Genomic DNA, 19,245 nt, shown 5'->3' on the forward strand with positions numbered 1-19,245 from the left:
TCTCCAAAACGATATTGACGCTATTGCAGAACATGTTTCGGAATTAAAAAAGCAAAAAGACGGTAGCATTGCACTACCGCCTTTTTGTTTCTTCATGTTTCTGACTATTCGATGAGGAATCTTAGAGACCTCTAATCCGCTTCACTCCACGGAGAGTTACAACACTAATTGTCTTCTATCCACTTCATACATAACCGGCAAAACAAACTACAACCGGGGCTCAGATGCAAACCGCCTTGGAAACGAAATAAATTTTATATCGACCTCCCGTTTTGAACCAGTTACGGACTCAATATAGAACAACTGCCCTTCGAGTGGAAGATAATTAAAACTATCAAGCGTGACGAAGGATTTAAAAAATTAACTAAACTAATTCAATGCATCAATGTAAAGTCAGCTTGCTGGATTTGGTCAATGTCGACATCGCAGCACCACCAACTGAAGCACCAAATTTTTTGAGTACGCGTTCTGGCAGGTCTTCTTTTTGGGTGTAATCGACAACATCTTCCGCCTTGATTACATCACGCGCAACAGAATCTACTGTTCCAAAGCCATCCGCCAGACCCATTTCTACCGCTTTACTACCGACCCAAAACAAACCTGAAAAAGTTTCAGGTGTTTCTTTGAGGCGGTTACCGCGTCCCTTGCGAACAACATCGATAAACTGCTGATGAATTTCATTGAGCATTGCCTGAGAATAGGCTTTTTGCTTTTCTGTCATTGGTGAATAAGGATCCATGAATCCTTTGTTTTCACCAGCCGTCATCAAGCGTCGTTCGACACCAAATTTATTCATTAGACCGGTGAATCCAAAACCATCCATCAATACGCCGATAGATCCAACAACACTAGCTTTATTAACAAAAATTTTGTCCGCTGCAGCAGCAATATAGTAGCCGCCAGAAGCACAGATTTCATCCACGACTACGTACAATTTTTTCTCTGGGTATTGCGCACGCAAACGCACAATTTCGTCGTTGATCATGCCTGCCTGAACAGGGCTGCCGCCAGGGCTATTGATCCGTAAAATAACGGCCACCGAGCCTGACTCCGCAAACGCGCGATCAAGTGCGGGGATAACATCATGCGCACTACCACTACCCTCAGCATCAATCTCGCCATCAATTTCAACTAAAGCGGTGTGCTGCGCATTGTTGTCAACCTCCGTTTGAAACAGACCACCAAATCGATAAACTCCAAATACAAGGATCGCAATAAAGGTCAATTTGAAAAATATACCCCAGCGACGTTGTAATTTTTGCTCTTGCAAGCTTGCAAAGGCCAATTTTTCCAAGGTTTCGCGCTCCCAGTGAGAGGCTTGACCGACCGCTTCTTGCACGCCTGAGACAGGCAAATCGTTGTTCTGTATTTCCATAAAAGCCTTCAATAATTACGCAATGACGGGCTGGATATAATCATCAGGATGCCAAAAGACTTTGCCATCGCTTTCACTGACTTGTATCTTTCTCAAACGGCTACCACGGCAAGGACCACCTGAACAATGTCCGGTTTCGGGCTCATAAATTGCCCCATGTGTCGCGCACATAATGTAAAGGCCGCTAGACTCCAAAAATTCGCCAGGATTCCAGTCGAGTTCAACTGGTACGTGCGCGCAGCGATTCAGATATCCATGCACGGTACCAGCATAACGAATTACAAAACCCGTTGCATCATCACTCCCCGCTGTCAATGGAAAACGAACGCCTAGGCCACCCTCAATTAACTCATCCGTAGCACAAATCGATATTGACGTCATATATTCTCCGATCAGGCATGTTGATTGAGCCACTGGTGCAACTCGTGCACACTAGATGCCGAATACAGAGGATTCAAAGCAGCAAGCAACGACGGCGCGTGAGCACCATATTCCACAGCAACCCCACCAGCGCCGGCGTTAGCTGCCATTTGAAGGTCATGAGTGGTATCGCCTATCATTAAGGTTCTCTGCATTTCCTGACCAAGTTCGCGGGTCAACTCTTGCAACATCGCTGGATGCGGCTTAGAAAACGTTTCATCCGAACAACGGGTTGCATCAAATACCGAAGTCAGATTAGCAGTGTGCAGCGCACGACTGAGTCCCACCCTGCTCTTGCCAGTCGCCACTGCCAAAAAATATCCTTGCTGTGCCAGATCACTGAGCATTTCACGCACCCCATTGAACAATGGAAGTTCGTGATCCTTAGCAAGATAATGATAGCGATAACGTTCGACCATACGTGGATAATACTTAGGATCAACATCAGGTAGCGCCGCAGCCATTGCTTCTGCCAGCGAAAGACCGATCACATAGGCAGCAGCACTATCATCTGGTACAGGCAAGCCCAAATCACGGGCTGCTGCCTGTATACATTTGACGATCGTGGCTGTGCTATCCATGAGGGTGCCATCCCAGTCGAAAACAATAAAATCAAATTGCTTTTTTGCCATATTTGTAAGTGCGATACCTATGTAAATAATATTTTGGTAAAAATTATAAAAAAGGCATCAAAGTTGCTATTCAATAACGAGATAATACCATTAGTAAGTCATCAAGACTTTCAGGCGCCAGAAAGGCTGCGCAAGAAGTCCTCACACTCTTTTGGCAAATGTGCATTCACGGTTGTCAATTTACCCGTCTCAGGATGGGTAAAAGTGATTTGATGAGCGTGTAAAAACATGCGCTTTAATGATCCACGCTCAGATGTCGCTTTTTGCAAGGCTTTATTATGAGGAAAATCGCCATATTTATCATCACCTGCAATAGGGAAACCGCTAGCCGATAAATGCACGCGAATTTGATGAGTCCGACCTGTTTTCAGTTCCGCCTCTAGTAAAGCATATTCTTTAAATTTTTTCTTTAAAGAAAATACAGTGTGTGAAGCCATGCCGTCTGCCTGCACCCTGACTCGCCGCTCTCCGTCGGCTGTCGTATATTTGTGCAAAGGTAATTTGACATGCTGGCGAGCATTCTTCCAATCACCATACACCAAAGTAAAATATCGCTTATCGGTCAGACCATCGCGCATTTGCTCATGCAAGTTTGTTAATGCTGTGCGTTTTTTGGCAATCAGCAATAGCCCTGATGTTTCCCTATCGAGTCGATGTACCAACTCCAAAAATTTAGCTTCAGGCCTCGATGAACGTAATTGTTCAATGACACCATAGCTAACACCCGATCCACCATGTACCGCAACACCGGCTGGCTTATCGATAATCAACAAATGACTATCTTCGAAAACAATCGGGAATTCTAGCTTAGGCACCACTTGTGTCGATGGCTCGGCCATACGTATAGGAGGAATACGGACAACATCCCCCTCCACCAATCGATACAACTGATCAATGCGACCTTTGTTAACGCGTACCTCACCTGATCGCAACACACGGTAAACATGGCTTTTAGGCACGCCTTTACAGATGCGCAACAGGAAATTATCAATGCGCTGCCCTGCCTCTTCTTCAGAGATTGTCAGCATTTGGACTTTCGGCTGTGACGCTGAAGGCTGCTCGTGGGGAACATTTTGCATCTGTTTTTGATGCTCACCCCTATTAATTGTCGCTAAGTCCTTCATTTTGAATATATAATCATTTTCGCTTCAGCAATTACGCTTTAGCAGTGTAAGAGAAATAAACAGCTATTTTACACAGGGGCAAGTCTATCAGCCTCGCCAGTTTGCAAATATGATGGAAAAAGATGTGTATGCGCCCTCGTTTGCGTACCAAGGTAGCGACCAATTGTTGCTATCGGGCATAAGTTAGACGAGGTTGTATCAGAGAGCTTGAAATGTAAGGATAAGTTGGACAAGAGATGCTGGTTTAATTGTTAATGAGCATGCTTGTCTAGGTAGTTTTTGTAATAAAGGCGATTCCGTCAGACACAACAAAATAAGATGGTCTGACACCAAAGTTGCGCATCGCCTGGCGTTCTGCTTAGTTATTGCACAAATATAACCAAGCCTGAGAACGCGGGGGACATGTGCACTCGAATTTGTTGCAAAAATTACACGCGCCAAGCGCGAAGCAGTAGAGGATTGAGGTTCATTGCAATACAGCATTGTTGCTGGTCCATTGCTGACTCAATGTTATGCGGCTGCGCCAAAGGCATTTCCACCCCCTTCAAATTCTCCGTTCTGGCATACATCCCGGCACCAGTACAGTCGTTGTTTCACCGAATGAAGCAACGGCAAAAGATGACCATCAGGTCACGGAGTAAAAAAATGAAACGTATGTTGTTCAATGCTACGCAGCAAGAAGAATTGCGCGTCGCTATCGTCAATGGGCAAAAACTCATTGATATTGATATCGAGACCGCTGGTCGCGAATTACGTAAGTCAAACATCTACAAGGGCGTCATCACCCGCATCGAACCATCGCTGGAAGCATGCTTCGTCAACTACGGCGAAGAGCGTCACGGCTTCCTTCCTTTCAAAGAAGTCGCTCGCAGCTACTTCAAAGAAGGCATCGACGTTCGTAACACTTCCATCAAGGAAGCATTGCGCGAAGGTCAGGAAATCGTTGTTCAGGTCGAAAAAGAAGAACGCGGCAATAAGGGCGCAGCCCTCACCTCGTTTATCTCCCTGGCAGGACGCTACCTGGTATTAATGCCTAACAACCCACGCGGCGGCGGTGTTTCACGTCGCGTTGAAGGCGAAGATCGTCAGGAATTGCGCGAAACCATGGACAAACTCGACCTGCCAACCGGCATGTCAGTGATTGCCCGCACGGCGGGTATTGGTCGTAATGTTGATGAACTGCAATGGGATTTAAATTACCTGATGCAACTCTGGCGTGCGATTGAAGGCGCTGGCAAGTCTTCTCCTGGTGCTTTCCTGATTTATCAAGAATCTTCATTAGTGATCCGAGCGATTCGTGATTACTTCCAACCTGATATCGGTGAAATCCTGATCGATACAGACGAAATCTACGAACAAGCTCAGCAATTCATGAGCCACGTAATGCCAGATATGGTGCATCGTGTGAAGCGTTACAGCGATGATGTACCGCTGTTCTCACGTTTCCAGATCGAACATCAAATCGAAACTGCGTACAGCCGCACAGTTCCACTGCCATCCGGTGGCGCGATTGTTATCGACCATACCGAAGCTTTGGTTTCTGTCGACGTTAACTCTGCCCGCTCAACCCGCGGCGGCGACATTGAGACAACTGCGCTCAATACTAACTTAGAAGCAGCAGAAGAAGTTGCACGTCAGTTGCGTTTGCGTGACTTGGGTGGTTTGATCGTGATCGATTTTATCGACATGGAAAACACCAAGAATCAACGCGAAGTCGAAACTCGCCTGAAAGATGCGCTGCGCTATGACCGTGCGCGCGTGCAAATGGGCAAGATTTCTCGCTTTGGCCTGATGGAATTATCTCGCCAACGCCTGCGCCCTTCCCTGTCTGAAGGTAGCCACGTTACCTGCCCACGTTGCAATGGCACAGGTCATATCCGCGACACCGAATCTTCAGCATTGCAAGTCCTGCGTATTATTCAGGAAGAAGCAATGAAAGAAAATTCAGCAGCGATTCACGTACAAGTACCCGTAGACGTTGCAGCCTTCTTGCTGAACGAAAAACGTGGCGAGATTCTGAAAATCGAAACCCGCCATCGCGTCACTGTGATCCTGATTCCAAATACCCATCTGGAAACGCCACATTACAAACTCGATCGACTGAAACACGACGACCCTCGCCTGGAAGAACATCACGCCAGTTACGCTATGGCGGAACAGGTAGATACAGATATCGGTTACAGCAAACGCCAAAAAGAGGATGTAAAGCCGCGCCAGGAAGCAATGGTAAAAAGCATCACGCCAGAAACAGCACCTATCGTAGAACGCAAAGAAACTCCAGCACCTGCCGTAAGCGCACCAGCGCCAGCCGCCGGACCAGGCTTCTTTGCCAAACTGATGAGCTTTTTCTTTGGCAAATCTGAAGTATCTGCAACAAAAGCAGCAACACCTGTCGCTACTGAAGAAAAATCTGCTGATCGTGATCGCAATGGCCGCAACGGCCGCAATCAACGCAACAACCAACGCAATCGCAATCGCAGCAACCGCGATCGCGACGAACGCGAAGATCGTCCGGCAGCGGCAAGTACAGAAAAAAGTGAAGCAGCAAAAGCACCAGTAACCGAAACGCCACGTCCACCAAAAGCAGCGAAACAAGTTCGCGAACCACGTGAACCCAAAGAGCCGCAAGAAGGCCGCCGCGAACGCCAACAACGTCAACGCGAAGAGCGCAAGGAAGCCTTGCTAGCGGAAGCCAAGCCAGAAGACTTGATCCAGAAGCACCAGGATCCGGCGCCTGTTGAAGTGATGCCAGCACAAGCGCCACTACAAAACCTTGAGCAAGGCGTGGATGAAAACGCGGAGCAAAGCGAAGAGCGTCGTCGCCGTCGCCGTCGCGGTGGTCGCAATCGCAACCGTCGTGAACGCGAACCTGGCGAAATGAATGAGCAAGGTGAGTTGGCAATTGAATCTGGTAGCGCACCAATCTCAGAAAGCATTGCTATGACTGAAGTGACAGCTGTGGTGACAGCTGTGCATGCGACTCCGGTAGCCACACACGCTTCCGCTTTAGTTTCTGCAACGGTAGCACCGACGTTAGTAGCTGTAGAAGTCACTACAGAAGCTGCGCCAACACCTGCAGCGGTGGAATCCAATGTAGCACCCGTTACTGCGGTTTTTGAGCCAGTAGCAGCAATGACGCCGGCACCAGTGATGGTGGCCAGCAACGCTACAAACGCCGTCCATGATGCAGTCCCAGTAGCAGAAACACCTGCTGCAACGATTGCGATTACTTCAACTACGGCAACACACATTGAACCTGTAGCACCTACAGAAACTGTGGCAAATGTTGCAACAGCGACTCCTGCCGTTACCGAAGTTGCGCAGCCAGCGACTGCAGTGCCGGCAGTTGAAGCAATCGTGGCAGCGGTTGCAGCTACTCCGGTTGCTCATGAAACAACTGCAACTGCAGCAGTTACTGCGAAACCAGTTGTAACTGCAGCACCAATGCCGCTGGAACAAATGCACGACATGTTAAGTGCGGCGGGCCTGCAATTGGCTAGCACTGATCCAGAGAAACTACGCGCAGCACAGGAAAGCGCAAGCAAGAACGTACCAGCACCACGCGTTCCACGCGAGCGTAAGCCTTTGCCACCTGCTTCAGATGAACCCTTAGTTCTGGTTGAAACTCGTCGTTAATCTGCATCAATCTAAAGCCGGCAAAGTCCTTGACTCTGCCGGCTTTTTTCATGCCCGGGAGAAGACGCCAATTTTCGGTAAACTAATAGCGAGCCAGGTATCTATTCGCCCCCACCACATGCTCAGAATCCACAAATAGCAAAATGCTCAATATGCAGAGCATCACTCCTGATTTTGAATCTCGTGGTATCGTTCTGAATTACTTAGCGCTTATTTCAAGTTGCACCAGATGACGGAAAAATTTATTCCATTAATTGATATTCGTAGACACCGAGAGTCTCTCACCATCCCCGCACAAATGAAGCTACCCAACGGGGATTTGAAAGACACATTGGCACGCCCTTTGCACGATTTGCGCATTTCCGTTACCGATCGCTGCAACTTTCGCTGCGTGTACTGCATGCCGAAGGAAGTCTTCGACAAGGATTACGAATATTTACCACACAGTTCACTGCTCAGCTTTGAAGAAATTACACGGATTGCAAAAATCTTCCTGAGCCACGGGGTAAAAAAAATTCGCCTGACTGGTGGCGAACCTTTGCTACGTAAAAACATTGAAGATTTAGTCGCCATGCTGGCCGAGCTACGGACGACAGACGGAACCCCACCAGATTTAACGCTCACGACGAACGGCTCACTATTAAAGAAAAAAGCGCAAAGCTTAAAACAAGCTGGACTCAATCGCGTTACCGTCTCTTTAGATTCGCTTGACGATGCGATTTTTAAACGCATGAATGATGTAGATTTTGCCGTATCCGACGTACTAAGCGGCATTGATGCTGCGCATCAAGCTGGTTTAGGGCCGATTAAAATCAATATGGTGGTCAAAGCTGGCGTCAATGACAATGAAATTATTTATATGGCGCGCTATTTTAAAAACAGCCCTCACATATTGCGCTTCATTGAATACATGGATGTAGGTGCATCCAATCATTGGCAATCGAGCGATGTCATTACATCACATCAAATCATACAACGTCTGAACGCAGCAGGCATGCCGCTACACTCGCTGGCGGCTAATTATGAAGGTGAAACCGCTCAGCGATGGAAACACAATAACGGTCAAGGTGAGATAGGCTTTATTTCAAGCGTCAGTAACGCTTTTTGTAAGAATTGCAGCCGCGCCAGACTTTCAACTGAAGGAAAACTATATACTTGTCTGTTTGCGACAGAAGGGCATGATTTGCGCGCACTTATTCGCAGCAAAGATAATCACTCTGATTTACTTGTCGCCAATGTGATTGCCTCAATCTGGCAATCGCGCACAGACCGCTACTCAGAGTTGCGTGACCTGAAAGAATCCAAGAGTCAACCTGGCGAGAAAAAAATTGAAATGTCATACATAGGCGGATGAAATTATCAGCAGGACGACATTTCAGTTCACAGGACTATTTTAAAAAATTTATACAATAGGACTGCCTTTCAGGTAAAAATTTATGTCGACCAGTATTTTCGTCACGAAACGTGACAAGATATACATCGACAAATGCAGCATTTTTTATGGCAGGCACAGTACAATTCGTTTTTTAGATATGGAGATTAGATTGAAAGCTTCAACGTGGTTATTGGGTGCCTTCGCATCCCTCGTATTTCTGAGCGGCTGCGGCGGTTCAAAATCATCAAACAATGCTGTTTTAGCAACTGTTAGTAGTGTTAGCATCTCCCCTACCCTCAATACTTCGCCGACCGTTCTAAAATATCGCCAGGCCATAACGATGGTCATTAACGGTCAAAATTTACAGCAGGGCGTTAACATCAATAATCCGGGTTGTGCTAATCTGACTGAGTCTGCAGGTGGATCGAATACCACGCGCACATTCACCTGCAAAATTATCCGTGTCGGTCCATTCAATATGAGCATCACGGACACTGCAAACAATCAACTGTATTTCGCAGCAATGAGCGTCCCTTTGGCAGCAAGACCGCAAGTAACACTGGCGACAACGATGGGGAATATTGTCGTAGAACTCAACCCTGGTGCCGCACCCATTTCAGTAGACAACTTCCTTAATTATGTTGAAAGTGGCTTCTATTCGAACACGATATTCCACCGCGCAGACAATCAGGTTATTCAAGCTGGTGGATATACTCCCACCCTGACAGCACTAACACCAACGTATAGCGCAATTACTTTGGAAAGCACATTAACAACTGGCCTGAGCAATACACCAGGTACGATAGGCATGGCTAGTACCAATGTCGCAAACTCCGCGACTTCCCAGTTTTATTTCAACGTTGTTGGTAACAGTTCCTTTTTTAACGCAACGACTACGAGCGGTGGCTATGCAGTGTTTGGAACTATCTTCAGCGGTCTCAATGTCATGAAAGCGATTGATGCAGTACCAACCTCTGCTCAGGGAGGTTTGCCAACAGTACCAGTGACGCCAGTCATCATCACTTCAGCAACCAGAACACAATAAACAATACATTCTCATGGGCGCTATACAATACTAAATGTGCAGCGCCTTTTTCGTTTGCCTCGGCAATTTACAACAAGGCTACCTGTTATAAAAAGTCAAAGTGGCATAAAATAAAATATTTTAGACGACTTCGCTTTCATTCCAAATCAAACACGATAGTGCGCTAAACTAACACCCAGACTCACAGCGATTAAAACAAGTCAAGTATATATAGGAAAAACCTATGTTTGCTTCACCAATCAGATTAATCCTGCTTTACACCCTCTCCTTACTTGCACTTTGGTGTTCGTCTCATAGTTTTGCTCAAACAAATAACAATGACGTTTCCATATCGGGATTTGGCACCTTAGGTGTCGTCCATAACGATACACGTCAAGTCGATATCATTCGCAACCTATCGCAAAATAATGGCGTGGGCTTTACTCGTCAGACAGATGTTGGCATGGACAGTAATCTTGGCTTGCAAGTTGACGGTCGATTCTCCGATACCTTGGATGGAGCAATTCAAGTCATCAGTCGTCGCAATCCGGACCAATTCCATCCTCAATTAAGCTGGGCATACCTCAGATACCTGCCAAATGACAATCTGACGATCAGAACAGGCCGTCTTGGCTTTGACGCCTATATGTTGGCTGATTCAAAAAACGTTGGTTATTCGTATATTTGGATCAGGCCGCCAATCGATTTTTTTGGCAGCCTCATTTTGTCGTATTTCGATGGCGCGGATTTGCGATATACCCACAATCTAGAAAATGGCAAAATAACATTCAAACTTTTCTCAGGAATCGCCAGAGAAAAGTTAAATACTGGATATGCAAATCAAATTCTTTCCTTAGCGGGATCCAAACTTTTAGGTGGCCATATTGAATTTGAGCAAGACCACTGGACATCTCGCCTATCCTACAGCGTCCTTCAAATTGCCAACGAGTATCCACGTCTCACATCAACATTGGGCAAACTACAGTCACCAGACTATCAAACCTTCATACCAAACGGATCAACCATAGCGAGTGAACTTTCGTTACAAAATAAGCTTGTCCGCTATACGTCCCTTGGTATTGTCTACGACAACAGCCCATTTTTAGGGCAATTCATGCTCAATGATATTCACTCAGATAGTTTGATTATTCCCCATTCAAGAGCAGGATTTTTAACCTTAAGTTACAGGATCAACAAGTGGACGCCGTACTCAAGCTTATCTGCAGTCCGTCCAATTGGCGGCAATAATATAACAACAACACCTAGCATGCCGCCATCAGTCGTCACATTAATCAATCGCATCAATCGCGGGGTAATTGGCCAGGAAAATAATCAGACAACATTAACGACCGGGATTCGCTATGACCTTACCAATAGCAGCAATATCAAGGTACAAATTGACCAAATTCATAATACTGATCACCTTTTAGTACGTAAAGTCCAGCCCGGCTGGAATGGCCATGCCAACTTAATCAGTATCGCTTACAACTTTATCTTTTAGCGCAAAATGAAAAAGATAACGTATTTTTTGATGACCATAACTTCCATGGCATTAATAAGAAATGCGTGGGCGGAGCTCGTCGTCATTACCAACGTGAACAGTGGGATTAACAAATTAAGTAAGACAGATATTGTGAATTTATATATGGGCAAAAGTCGTAAATTTCCAAATGGATTAATGGCCCTGCCGATAGATTTAAAAAATAGCGATATTGAAAAAGCAGAATTTTACTCATCCTTGACCGGAAAAGACCTGCCAGAAATCAATTCCTACTGGGCAAGATTGCACTTTTCTGGACTTGGGTCCCCTCCCGTTCAAGCAAAGTCTATGGATGACGTACTCAATATTGTTAGTGAAAATAAAGGTGCTATTGGATATATAGATAGAAAGAAGATTGATAAAAGGGTTAAACTAATCTACATCGTCAATCCTTTGCCTTAAGCCAGATGAGAGAACTGATACGCACCAGCATCGTCTTTCGTAGCGCCAGCGCCGTGCTTGGTATGGCTTTGTTGGTAGGTAGTATTTTTTCACTCTTTACGTATTTCTACCTGGTAAATACTGAACAAAAACATGCCATTTCTAACATCAAAGAATTACTCAATTCTGTAGAAAACACCGTAGCCGTTGCGTGCTACCTGTCTGACACCAATTTAAGCAATGATGTTGCCAACGATCTACAAAAAAATACAAATATTAAAGAAGTCCGGATCTTCAACAATAAGACCCTGCTCTCCGAAGTCAAAAAAGACTTTCCAAATGCCAGCAATAACCTAAGTCGTGCCATCAGTAAAGATTCAGATTTCATTCAAAATGATATTTACTCCCCTTTCAACAAAACAGAACAGGTTTGCCACATCCGCGTCAGAGTCAACCAGGAAGCAATTTATGATCAAAGCACAACAAAAGCACGGATCATCTCTGTTTTCTTGTTTTTACAGACCATCCTTATGGCATCCGCAGTTGCATATATTGTTTTATCCATCATTACCAGACCAATCAAAACAATTTCTGATCGACTTCATAAGCTGCGTCCAGAAAAAGGCGAATTGCTTCCGCAACCAGAAAAAAATAAATACGACGAACTAGGGCAACTAACCAGCGATGTTAATCGTCTGATTGCGGATTTAGTCGGAACCCTTGAGGAAGAAAGAGAACTAAGAATCCAACATGCTTTGGGCGAGAAAAAATTCCAGACGATTTTCGATAACGCAGAAACAGGCATCTTTCAGATGAACAAAGACGCGATATTGACGTCCTGTAACCCCGCATTTCTACAGATGCTAGGCGTAGAAAAAGAGAACTCCAGCAACGCACTCATCGAAACCATGAAAGGTCAAGAACTGCGTTTACATCTGATGATTGACACTGCGATCAATGAAATGCGCGTTCTCTCTGACGATTTTTATGTAGAGGTCGATCATCGCAAACAAAAAAAATGGATACATCTGGTTATCCATGCGACCGAAAATGGCGAATTGCAAGGTTTAATGAATGACATTACTGAACGCAAACTACGGGAAGAAAATGCAAATCAATTAGCAATCACTGATCATCTTACCGGTGCATACAATCGCCTTGGTTTTGAGCGAGAGATGGCGCGCCGGTCAAAAGCACATATAAATGAAAGCGGGAGCCCTTTCTTTATCATGCTGATTGATTTGGACAAGTTTAAGCAGGTGAATGATCAACTCGGTCATCAGGCTGGAGACGAGGTTCTAATCCAGTTCAGTAACATACTGCACAAGACCTTAATAAAAAGCGACTTTATCGCCAGGGTAGGTGGAGATGAATTTATAGTTTTGCTACACGATCTACAAAAACAAACAATTGCTGAAGAAATCGCAAAAAAAATCATTTCACAAGTCGCTGCCCCAATTGCTCTCAGTGCGGGAAGCTGGGCCAGCATAGGCACCAGTATCGGTATAACTTTTGTCGATCGGGCTAGCTTCGTCCCCGCAGAGGTTTTAGCAAAAGCCGATATCGCCATGTATGAAGTCAAAAAATCCGGACGCAATGATTACCGGATGGCCGACACGACAGATAGCTAAAAAGCGCATGATTATTTACGCACTCCAAAATCAACGTCAGGTTTGCGCAACGACAAATTCAACTAAATTCGAAAAATAAACGCATTAAAACGAATTTAGCAATTTTTAATGCAATTAGAGTGAAATATCTAGAATAAAACAAACTTCCCCCTCCCCTTCACACATACAATTTTTTCGCGGAAACTTTTCCGCGATTCAAAAAAGATGCTGGCACTTCGCCATCTTCATCACATTGCAGCAGTCGTTCGCAGTAGAAAATTCTCAGCAGTGAAAAACATTTAACAATAGTTTCAAATCATGCCCGACAGCGTGCGGTACAAGCACTTAAAGCATGGTAACCAGCAATATCTCAGAGGACTCACGCAAACCCCCGCTTCGAAGCAGCAAGATCGGCACGAACAAAGTTAAAAAGCGACGATGACGGGAGATTTTTGAGCTCCCCACCTTAAAATTCTGAAGACAAAATGAAATACTTAAAAACGTTTTTACTTAGCCTTTGCATTCCACTGTTAGCCTTGGCAAGCGCCTCAAGCTACGCGTTTGGCAGCAACACTTACACCTACTTACGCTGTTTTTACCGCATCAATGCATCTAACCTGACACCAGCAACGACCTACGTATGGGGGCGCGATCCAAGCAGCAATGACTACTACCGGATCAATGGCTATTGGTATAGCAATGTCGATCTGAATAATATGTTTTACAGCGCAACCACCCAAGCAACTTTGCAGTCAGTCTGCCAAAGCACTCTTTCCTCACAAGGCATCAAGGCACCTGTTGCAATGTATGCTGCCGCCGATAGCTCGGCATCTTTAAACCACACGGTCTGGACCTTAGATCAAGTCACTCAGAACGGTAGTATCAATAAAATCGTAGCGTTCGGCGACAGCTTATCGGACATGCAAAATATGTACAATGCCACTGATTGGGTACTACCAAACAAGAACAGTTATTTTGCAGGAAGATTTAGCAATGACAAAAACTGGCTCGATTATTTGTCGGCCAATCTCAATTTACCTATCTACAACTGGGCCGTTGCAGGTGCGGCTGCCGACACCTACTTTGTCATTCCCGATGTCAGTCAGCAAGTAGCATCCTGGGTTTCTTATACGCGAAATGCACCCAACTATCAGCCGCAAAATACCCTATTTACATTACTCATTGGCGGCAATGATCTGGTCAATTACGGACGCACTGTGGCGACAATTATCGCAGCGGAACAAAAAGCACTGACCAATCTGATTGCGGCTGGCGGAAAAAATATCTTACTGGTCAATTTACCTGATGTCTCACGTGCTCCGGTTTTCGCGACACGCACCGATGCAGCATCCGTCAAAGCACAGGTTCAACAGTTAAATCAACAACAAGCGGACATGGTGGCGACATTCAGGGCAAATTATGGGAGCAATATCAATATTCGCATTTTTGACGCCAATAGCTTATTTACCGATCTGTTAAATAATCCGTCCAAATATGGCGTGAATAACACAACGCAATCCTGCCTCAATATTAATTCGAGCTCGACATTGAATTATACGTACACATGGTCGCCACGCAGCAATTGCATCAATGCCGATACCTTTGTGTTTTGGGACTTACTCCACCCAACAACGCATACGCATAAGTTACTTGGTGACAATGCCACGAACTTCACGAGAGCAAACTTCAATATCGGCAGCAACTAACGATTGATATTAAAAAAAACTTGCGCACGCCACCCTGTTAGCGTGTGCAAGTTTACTGATTCAATTCACCAGACCATGAATCAATCTGACCGATTGAAGATACAAAGGATTTGGCACAATTTGATACTCAAGAAAGCAACTGTAAGTCATTTTAATGACATGATCATCTTTAGAACGAAGTGCCAGCGCAAATAATCCCTCCCAATCTTGCATATTCAGACCGCCCTGCCCCTGGACATCACTATTCATCAATAAGGTCACGGGTTGAGCTGGTGGCAAAGCTGGCGCCCCTATCGACACATAGGCGACGCACAAGGCGACCCAAAGATCACCCATCATTCGTGAAAACCACATTTCCGGGATAAGTGCCGCTAAGTCAGAAAATGCCTGCAACGCCGTCACCATATGTAAGGCAGTAAAATTCTGCGTTCGGAAATAACAATGAATTGCCAACACTCGCATTCCTGCTAATGCATCATCACAATGCGGCAGTGTCGGGCACATCAATAAAAATTCTTTATCTGCCATCACTGCACGCATTTTGCTGGTAATCATCTCACCTGCAAATTTGCGACCGCCGAACACCAAAGAAAGCTGAGCAAAAGCACCTTCCATTGACCCATCAAATTCAGAATTTAGTGTTGACAACCGTATAGGAAAGTTATTCACTATCATTGCTGCCAAGCCAGCGGCCACCTCCCCCTTATGTTCCGCGCGGATCCCATAAGCTAAGCGGATCAGCGAGTGAAAAGCACCGCTAGCAGGGGCAAAGGGAATCTCATTTAAGACCTCCGCAAGCACTGCACGGATGCCCTCAACCAGCACTCGTTGGGTTAAATATGCCTGCAATTCAGAAAAACACGAAGCCTGTCCTATGCATAGACGATAATTATGGCGTTGAAAACTTAAGGTGGATGTCATCGCGGTGACATCAATGGCAAAGGTTTCCCACCAATAATCAAAGAACTCCTGTAATACTTGATCACTCGCCCCCATGTTTGCCAACGCAACCAAAGCCATAGGACAATGATTTGTAGTGCCTTTCGCAGCCAGTGCGAATTTTTTATTTGCGTCTAATAGAGTATGCAAGACGCCCGATTCATTGATGATCAGCATTTTTCCTCCCAATAAATTTGAATACAGCACAAGATTACAAGTTGAAGTAAACTTGAAGTCAAGTCATAAGAATATGGGTTCTTAAAAGGAGTCAACACATGTCAGATTTAATCTCTATAGGCGAACTGGCGAAGCGCGCTGGCATCAACGCCAGTGCTATCCGGTTTTATGAAGAACGGGGCTTGCTAGAAAGCGTCACTGCTGCTGGTCAACGTCGGCACTTCAAAAAGGACAGTTTACGCCGGATAGCGTTTATACGCGCCGCACAAAACGCCGGTTTAAGATTGGAAGAAATTGAAGTCACGCTCAAGCAACTGCCCGACCAACGAACACCCAATAAAGCCGATTGGCAAAAGCTCTCCAGCGCCTGGCAACCATTGTTACAGCAACGCATTGATGCATTGATTGCACTACGTGATCAATTAACGTCTTGCATAGGCTGCGGTTGTCTCTCACTCAAATCTTGCGCGCTTTACAACCCGCAAGATCAAGTTTCCAGCAAAGGTGCCGGGGCGCGTTTTCTGTTAGGTGACCGCCCAGACAAATAAATTTATTAATTATGAATCGGCATCACCGCCAAGCTCTGCCGCACCTAACAAATTTTGCGCAGCATCCACCGGCAAGGCTTCAACATCTTTTAACTTGCGCGTCATTTGCCGCGTGCGTACTTCTGCCTGATCAATGTTTCTCGCTGCTTTTTCCAGTGTTGCCTTGGTTGCAGCCAATACATCACCAAACTTAGAGAACTCGGTCTTTACCGCGCCCAGTACTTGCCAGACTTCAGATGAGCGTTTTTCAAGTATCAACGTACGGAAACCCATCTGCAAGCTATTTAACAGCGCAGACAAAGTGGATGGCCCTGCAATTGACACTCTGCACGTACGTTGTAAATCGTCTGCCAAACCAGGCCTGCGCATGACTTCCGCATATAAGCCTTCGGTCGGTAAAAAAAGAATTGCAAAATCAGTCGTTAATGGAGGCGAAACATATTTTTCTGAAATTGTTTTCGCTTCAGAACGTATTGCGCGTTCCAGCTCTTTACCAAAGCTTGCCACCCCTTCCGCATCAGCACGTTCTGCTGCATCGAGTAAACGTTCGTATTGCTCTTTCGGGAACTTTGCATCAATCGGCATCCAGACGGGGGCTTTACCCTCTTCTTTGCCGGGCAATTTGATGGCAAACTCTACCCGCTCACCAGTGCCGGGAATAGTTTCGACGTTCTTGGCATATTGGTCTGGCGTCAGCATTTGCTCCAGTACCATCTCCAATTGCACCTCGCCCCAGGTACCGCGCGTTTTCACGTTCGTCAATACACGTTTGAGATCACCGACGCCAATCGCCAATTGCTGCATCTCGCCCAAGCCTTGATGGACTTTTTCAAGCCGGTCGGAGACTAGCTTAAATGATTCACCTAAGCGTTGCTCTAAAGTTGCATGCAATTTTTCATCAACTGTCTTGCGCATTTCTTCCAGCTTGCTGGCATTTTCAGCTTGCAGCTGTTGGATTTTTTGCTCCAAAGTCGCCCGAATTTCGCTCATGCGTTGGGCATTGGATTCTGTGAGGTTAACCAGTGTCTGATTCAAAGTATCGGCAAACAATTTAAGGCTATTGCCCTGCTCTTCACGTGCATTCTGACTTTGCTGTATCAAGGCCAGACGCATTTGCTCTAACTGTTGGGCATTACTTTCATTGAGTTTTGCCAATTGTTGAGAAAAACCATCGATCTGACCTTTTTGCAAGGTAGCGACGCTCGTCAATTGGGTCGCCATTCCTTGCTGCAAACGGGAAAAACTTGTTCCCAACTCTTGCCGCGTCGCCAATGCAGTTGATTGCACTTGCTCGCGTAGCGAACGCTCCGTGCGCTCATCGCTCAACAGTTGCTGTTGCTGCGACGTCTGCAAAAAGTGCTGCAGTGTTTGCAAATCCAAACCTTGCTGATCTTTTTGCGCACTGCTGGTACGGATCAATAAGATCACGATCAAGATAAGGACGAGCAGCAATGCCGCCAATATTACGAGTTCAAATGTAGTCATGTTTTCAAAAAGCGGAAACCTTCAGTTGTATGGCAGTGCACGCAAGTATGCAGAATCAACCCGGGGTATTACGCATCCAATCGGCGGTTTGGTAAAACGACTGCATCAAATGCTGCTGCAAGCCTTCTTCAATGCCGACATCCTGCATCGCCCACGCCATACAACGTAGCCATTGATCACGCTCAGCGCTGGCAATCGCAAATGGCAAATGACGGGCACGCAGCCGTGGATGACCAAACTGACTGATGTACAAATCTGGCCCACCCATCCAACCAGACAAAAACCAGAACAATTTATCGCGCGAACTATCCATGGGTACCGGATGCATCGCTCGGATACCTGCGAACTCCGGCTCCAATTCCATCAGGTCATAAAATCGATCGACCAGGTGACGCAGATTATCTGCGCCACCGATCAATGCATACAAATTCGATTTTTCTTCTTCCGCATCGGCATTGCTTTGTTCTTGCTGATCTGCTTGCTGATCTGCTTGCTGATCTGCTTGCTTAGTATCTTGCTTGATTTCGTGCTTCATTTCATTATTCATTACTACTCACAAAAGAAATTTCTCTGCCGCATTAGTGCGACATGTTCTACAAAACTGGTCTGCCTTGCTGCAACCATTGCTGCACAGAGGCACGTTGCCACTGATGATGTGCATATTCGACGAGACGTGCCGGTACTGCTTCATGATGTTGCACAAGACGATGCAGCATTAAGGCCAGATCTGTATCAGCAATGCTCCATTCACCAAACATATTTTTCTGACCGACTGGCAATAAGGTCTCAACAACAAAATACAGATTTTGTGCTACAGCTAAAGCCGTTTCCGATAAAGGTGAAAATTTTTTGCCATAAAAAATACCTTGCGTATTGCGCTCAACGCGAATCGCCATCAGGTCACTACGCAACCATGCTTGAACTTGCCTCGCTCTGGCGCGTCGCTTTGCGTCTTTAGGATACAAAGCAGGACCCTCAAATACTTCATCCACATATTCAGTAATGGCAGAAGATTCAGATAAACTAAAGTCACCATGCAGCAAAGTTGGTACTCGTTGGGTCAGGGATTTTTCGGTAAAGTCTTTCTCATGATTTTTCTTCGCTGCCAGATCTACTGTGATTAATTCAAACGGCAGTTTCTTTTCTTGCAGGGCGACAAAAGCTGACATCGCATAGGGACTGCAAAATTGGCTATCGACATATAAACGCAAAGCGTCTTCAGAATGGCTTGCCATAGTTATCCTTCAAAAATATTTAAATTCAAATTTCAATA

General features: G+C 45.6%; 16 protein-coding genes. 8 read left to right on the forward strand and 8 right to left on the reverse strand.

The annotated features are described in order from the left end of the window. Positions 1-382: 382 nt before the first annotated feature. The 4 genes from ACO0KY_RS07655 to ACO0KY_RS07670 form a co-directional block, all read right to left on the reverse strand. A complete protein-coding gene (locus ACO0KY_RS07655; protein WP_423045113.1) occupies positions 383-1,375 on the reverse strand; it encodes a S49 family peptidase in 993 nt (330 codons plus the stop codon). A gap of 15 nt (positions 1,376-1,390) precedes the next feature. Beyond that, the gene (locus ACO0KY_RS07660) at positions 1,391-1,756 is read right to left on the reverse strand and encodes a Rieske (2Fe-2S) protein (protein WP_423045114.1); all 366 of its coding nucleotides are present in this window, start codon (positions 1,754-1,756) and stop codon (positions 1,391-1,393) included. Positions 1,757-1,767: 11 nt separating this feature from the next. Further along, entirely contained in the window at positions 1,768-2,427 is a 660-nt protein-coding gene (locus ACO0KY_RS07665) for an HAD-IA family hydrolase (RefSeq protein ID WP_186911567.1), read from the reverse strand. Between the two features lie 110 nt (positions 2,428-2,537). Beyond that, entirely contained in the window at positions 2,538-3,551 is a 1,014-nt protein-coding gene (locus tag ACO0KY_RS07670; protein WP_423045115.1) for an RluA family pseudouridine synthase, read from the reverse strand. Positions 3,552-4,196: 645 nt separating this feature from the next. On the opposite strand from ACO0KY_RS07670, the gene ACO0KY_RS07675 reads away from it, so the two are divergent. From ACO0KY_RS07675 to ACO0KY_RS07705, 7 genes are all read left to right on the forward strand, one after another. Further along, positions 4,197-7,187, forward strand: coding sequence for an Rne/Rng family ribonuclease (locus ACO0KY_RS07675; protein WP_423045116.1), 2,991 nt, complete (start codon positions 4,197-4,199; stop codon positions 7,185-7,187). Between the two features lie 229 nt (positions 7,188-7,416). Further along, positions 7,417-8,541 (forward strand): GTP 3',8-cyclase MoaA, encoded by a 1,125-nt coding sequence (moaA, locus tag ACO0KY_RS07680; protein WP_423045117.1) that lies wholly within the window; start codon positions 7,417-7,419, stop codon positions 8,539-8,541. A gap of 190 nt (positions 8,542-8,731) precedes the next feature. Then, a complete protein-coding gene (locus ACO0KY_RS07685) occupies positions 8,732-9,607 on the forward strand; it encodes a peptidylprolyl isomerase (protein WP_423045118.1) in 876 nt (291 codons plus the stop codon). Between the two features lie 223 nt (positions 9,608-9,830). After that, positions 9,831-11,087, forward strand: coding sequence for a hypothetical protein (locus ACO0KY_RS07690; RefSeq protein ID WP_423045119.1), 1,257 nt, complete (start codon positions 9,831-9,833; stop codon positions 11,085-11,087). Positions 11,088-11,093: 6 nt separating this feature from the next. Continuing rightward, on the forward strand, positions 11,094-11,528 hold the full coding sequence (locus ACO0KY_RS07695; RefSeq protein ID WP_423045120.1) for a hypothetical protein: 435 nt from the start codon (positions 11,094-11,096) through the stop codon (positions 11,526-11,528). A 5-nt stretch (positions 11,529-11,533) separates the two neighbouring features. After that, positions 11,534-13,138: a diguanylate cyclase domain-containing protein gene (locus ACO0KY_RS07700; RefSeq protein WP_423045121.1), complete on the forward strand. Its 1,605-nt coding sequence runs from the start codon at positions 11,534-11,536 to the stop codon at positions 13,136-13,138. A gap of 464 nt (positions 13,139-13,602) precedes the next feature. Next, positions 13,603-14,823, forward strand: coding sequence for an SGNH/GDSL hydrolase family protein (locus ACO0KY_RS07705; RefSeq protein WP_423045122.1), 1,221 nt, complete (start codon positions 13,603-13,605; stop codon positions 14,821-14,823). 60 nt (positions 14,824-14,883) lie between these two features. On the opposite strand, the gene ACO0KY_RS07710 is transcribed toward ACO0KY_RS07705, so the two are convergent. Then, on the reverse strand, positions 14,884-15,939 hold the full coding sequence (locus tag ACO0KY_RS07710) for a questin oxidase family protein (RefSeq protein WP_423045123.1): 1,056 nt from the start codon (positions 15,937-15,939) through the stop codon (positions 14,884-14,886). Between the two features lie 98 nt (positions 15,940-16,037). Here ACO0KY_RS07710 and soxR point away from each other — a divergent pair, with 98 nt between their 5' ends. Beyond that, complete coding sequence (gene soxR / locus ACO0KY_RS07715) at positions 16,038-16,487, forward strand: redox-sensitive transcriptional activator SoxR (RefSeq protein WP_186911557.1); 450 nt, start codon at positions 16,038-16,040, stop codon at positions 16,485-16,487. 9 nt (positions 16,488-16,496) lie between these two features. Here soxR and ACO0KY_RS07720 read toward each other — a convergent pair whose 3' ends face one another. Genes ACO0KY_RS07720 through yfcF form a run of 3 tightly spaced genes read right to left on the reverse strand, consistent with a single transcriptional unit; the run spans position 16,497 to position 19,207 of the window. Continuing rightward, positions 16,497-17,972, reverse strand: coding sequence for a DNA recombination protein RmuC (locus ACO0KY_RS07720; RefSeq protein WP_423045124.1), 1,476 nt, complete (start codon positions 17,970-17,972; stop codon positions 16,497-16,499). Positions 17,973-18,027: 55 nt separating this feature from the next. Continuing rightward, on the reverse strand, positions 18,028-18,519 hold the full coding sequence (locus ACO0KY_RS07725) for a group II truncated hemoglobin (RefSeq protein WP_423045125.1): 492 nt from the start codon (positions 18,517-18,519) through the stop codon (positions 18,028-18,030). Between the two features lie 46 nt (positions 18,520-18,565). Next, the gene (gene yfcF, locus ACO0KY_RS07730; protein ID WP_423045126.1) at positions 18,566-19,207 is read right to left on the reverse strand and encodes a glutathione transferase; all 642 of its coding nucleotides are present in this window, start codon (positions 19,205-19,207) and stop codon (positions 18,566-18,568) included. Positions 19,208-19,245 lie beyond the last annotated feature (38 nt).

Origin of the sequence: Undibacterium sp. Dicai25W (assembly GCF_049340505.1) — a bacterium.
In the GTDB taxonomy this organism is placed as follows: domain Bacteria; phylum Pseudomonadota; class Gammaproteobacteria; order Burkholderiales; family Burkholderiaceae_D; genus Undibacterium; species Undibacterium jejuense.

Excerpts from the sequence above, each read along its gene's own strand:
- ACO0KY_RS07655 (WP_423045113.1), bottom strand. The coding sequence starts at position 1,375 with ATGGAAATACAGAACAACGATTTGCCTGTCTCAGGCGTGCAAGAAGCG.
- ACO0KY_RS07710 (WP_423045123.1), bottom strand. The coding sequence starts at position 15,939 with ATGCTGATCATCAATGAATCGGGCGTCTTGCATACTCTATTAGACGCA.
- ACO0KY_RS07695 (WP_423045120.1), top strand. The coding sequence starts at position 11,094 with ATGAAAAAGATAACGTATTTTTTGATGACCATAACTTCCATGGCATTA.
- soxR (WP_186911557.1), top strand. The coding sequence starts at position 16,038 with ATGTCAGATTTAATCTCTATAGGCGAACTGGCGAAGCGCGCTGGCATC.
- ACO0KY_RS07675 (WP_423045116.1), top strand. The coding sequence starts at position 4,197 with ATGAAACGTATGTTGTTCAATGCTACGCAGCAAGAAGAATTGCGCGTC.
- ACO0KY_RS07700 (WP_423045121.1), top strand. The coding sequence starts at position 11,534 with ATGAGAGAACTGATACGCACCAGCATCGTCTTTCGTAGCGCCAGCGCC.
- ACO0KY_RS07660 (WP_423045114.1), bottom strand. The coding sequence starts at position 1,756 with ATGACGTCAATATCGATTTGTGCTACGGATGAGTTAATTGAGGGTGGC.
- ACO0KY_RS07670 (WP_423045115.1), bottom strand. The coding sequence starts at position 3,551 with ATGAAGGACTTAGCGACAATTAATAGGGGTGAGCATCAAAAACAGATG.
- ACO0KY_RS07665 (WP_186911567.1), bottom strand. The coding sequence starts at position 2,427 with ATGGCAAAAAAGCAATTTGATTTTATTGTTTTCGACTGGGATGGCACC.
- moaA (WP_423045117.1), top strand. The coding sequence starts at position 7,417 with ATGACGGAAAAATTTATTCCATTAATTGATATTCGTAGACACCGAGAG.
- ACO0KY_RS07705 (WP_423045122.1), top strand. The coding sequence starts at position 13,603 with ATGAAATACTTAAAAACGTTTTTACTTAGCCTTTGCATTCCACTGTTA.
- ACO0KY_RS07720 (WP_423045124.1), bottom strand. The coding sequence starts at position 17,972 with ATGACTACATTTGAACTCGTAATATTGGCGGCATTGCTGCTCGTCCTT.
- ACO0KY_RS07690 (WP_423045119.1), top strand. The coding sequence starts at position 9,831 with ATGTTTGCTTCACCAATCAGATTAATCCTGCTTTACACCCTCTCCTTA.
- ACO0KY_RS07725 (WP_423045125.1), bottom strand. The coding sequence starts at position 18,519 with ATGAATAATGAAATGAAGCACGAAATCAAGCAAGATACTAAGCAAGCA.
- yfcF (WP_423045126.1), bottom strand. The coding sequence starts at position 19,207 with ATGGCAAGCCATTCTGAAGACGCTTTGCGTTTATATGTCGATAGCCAA.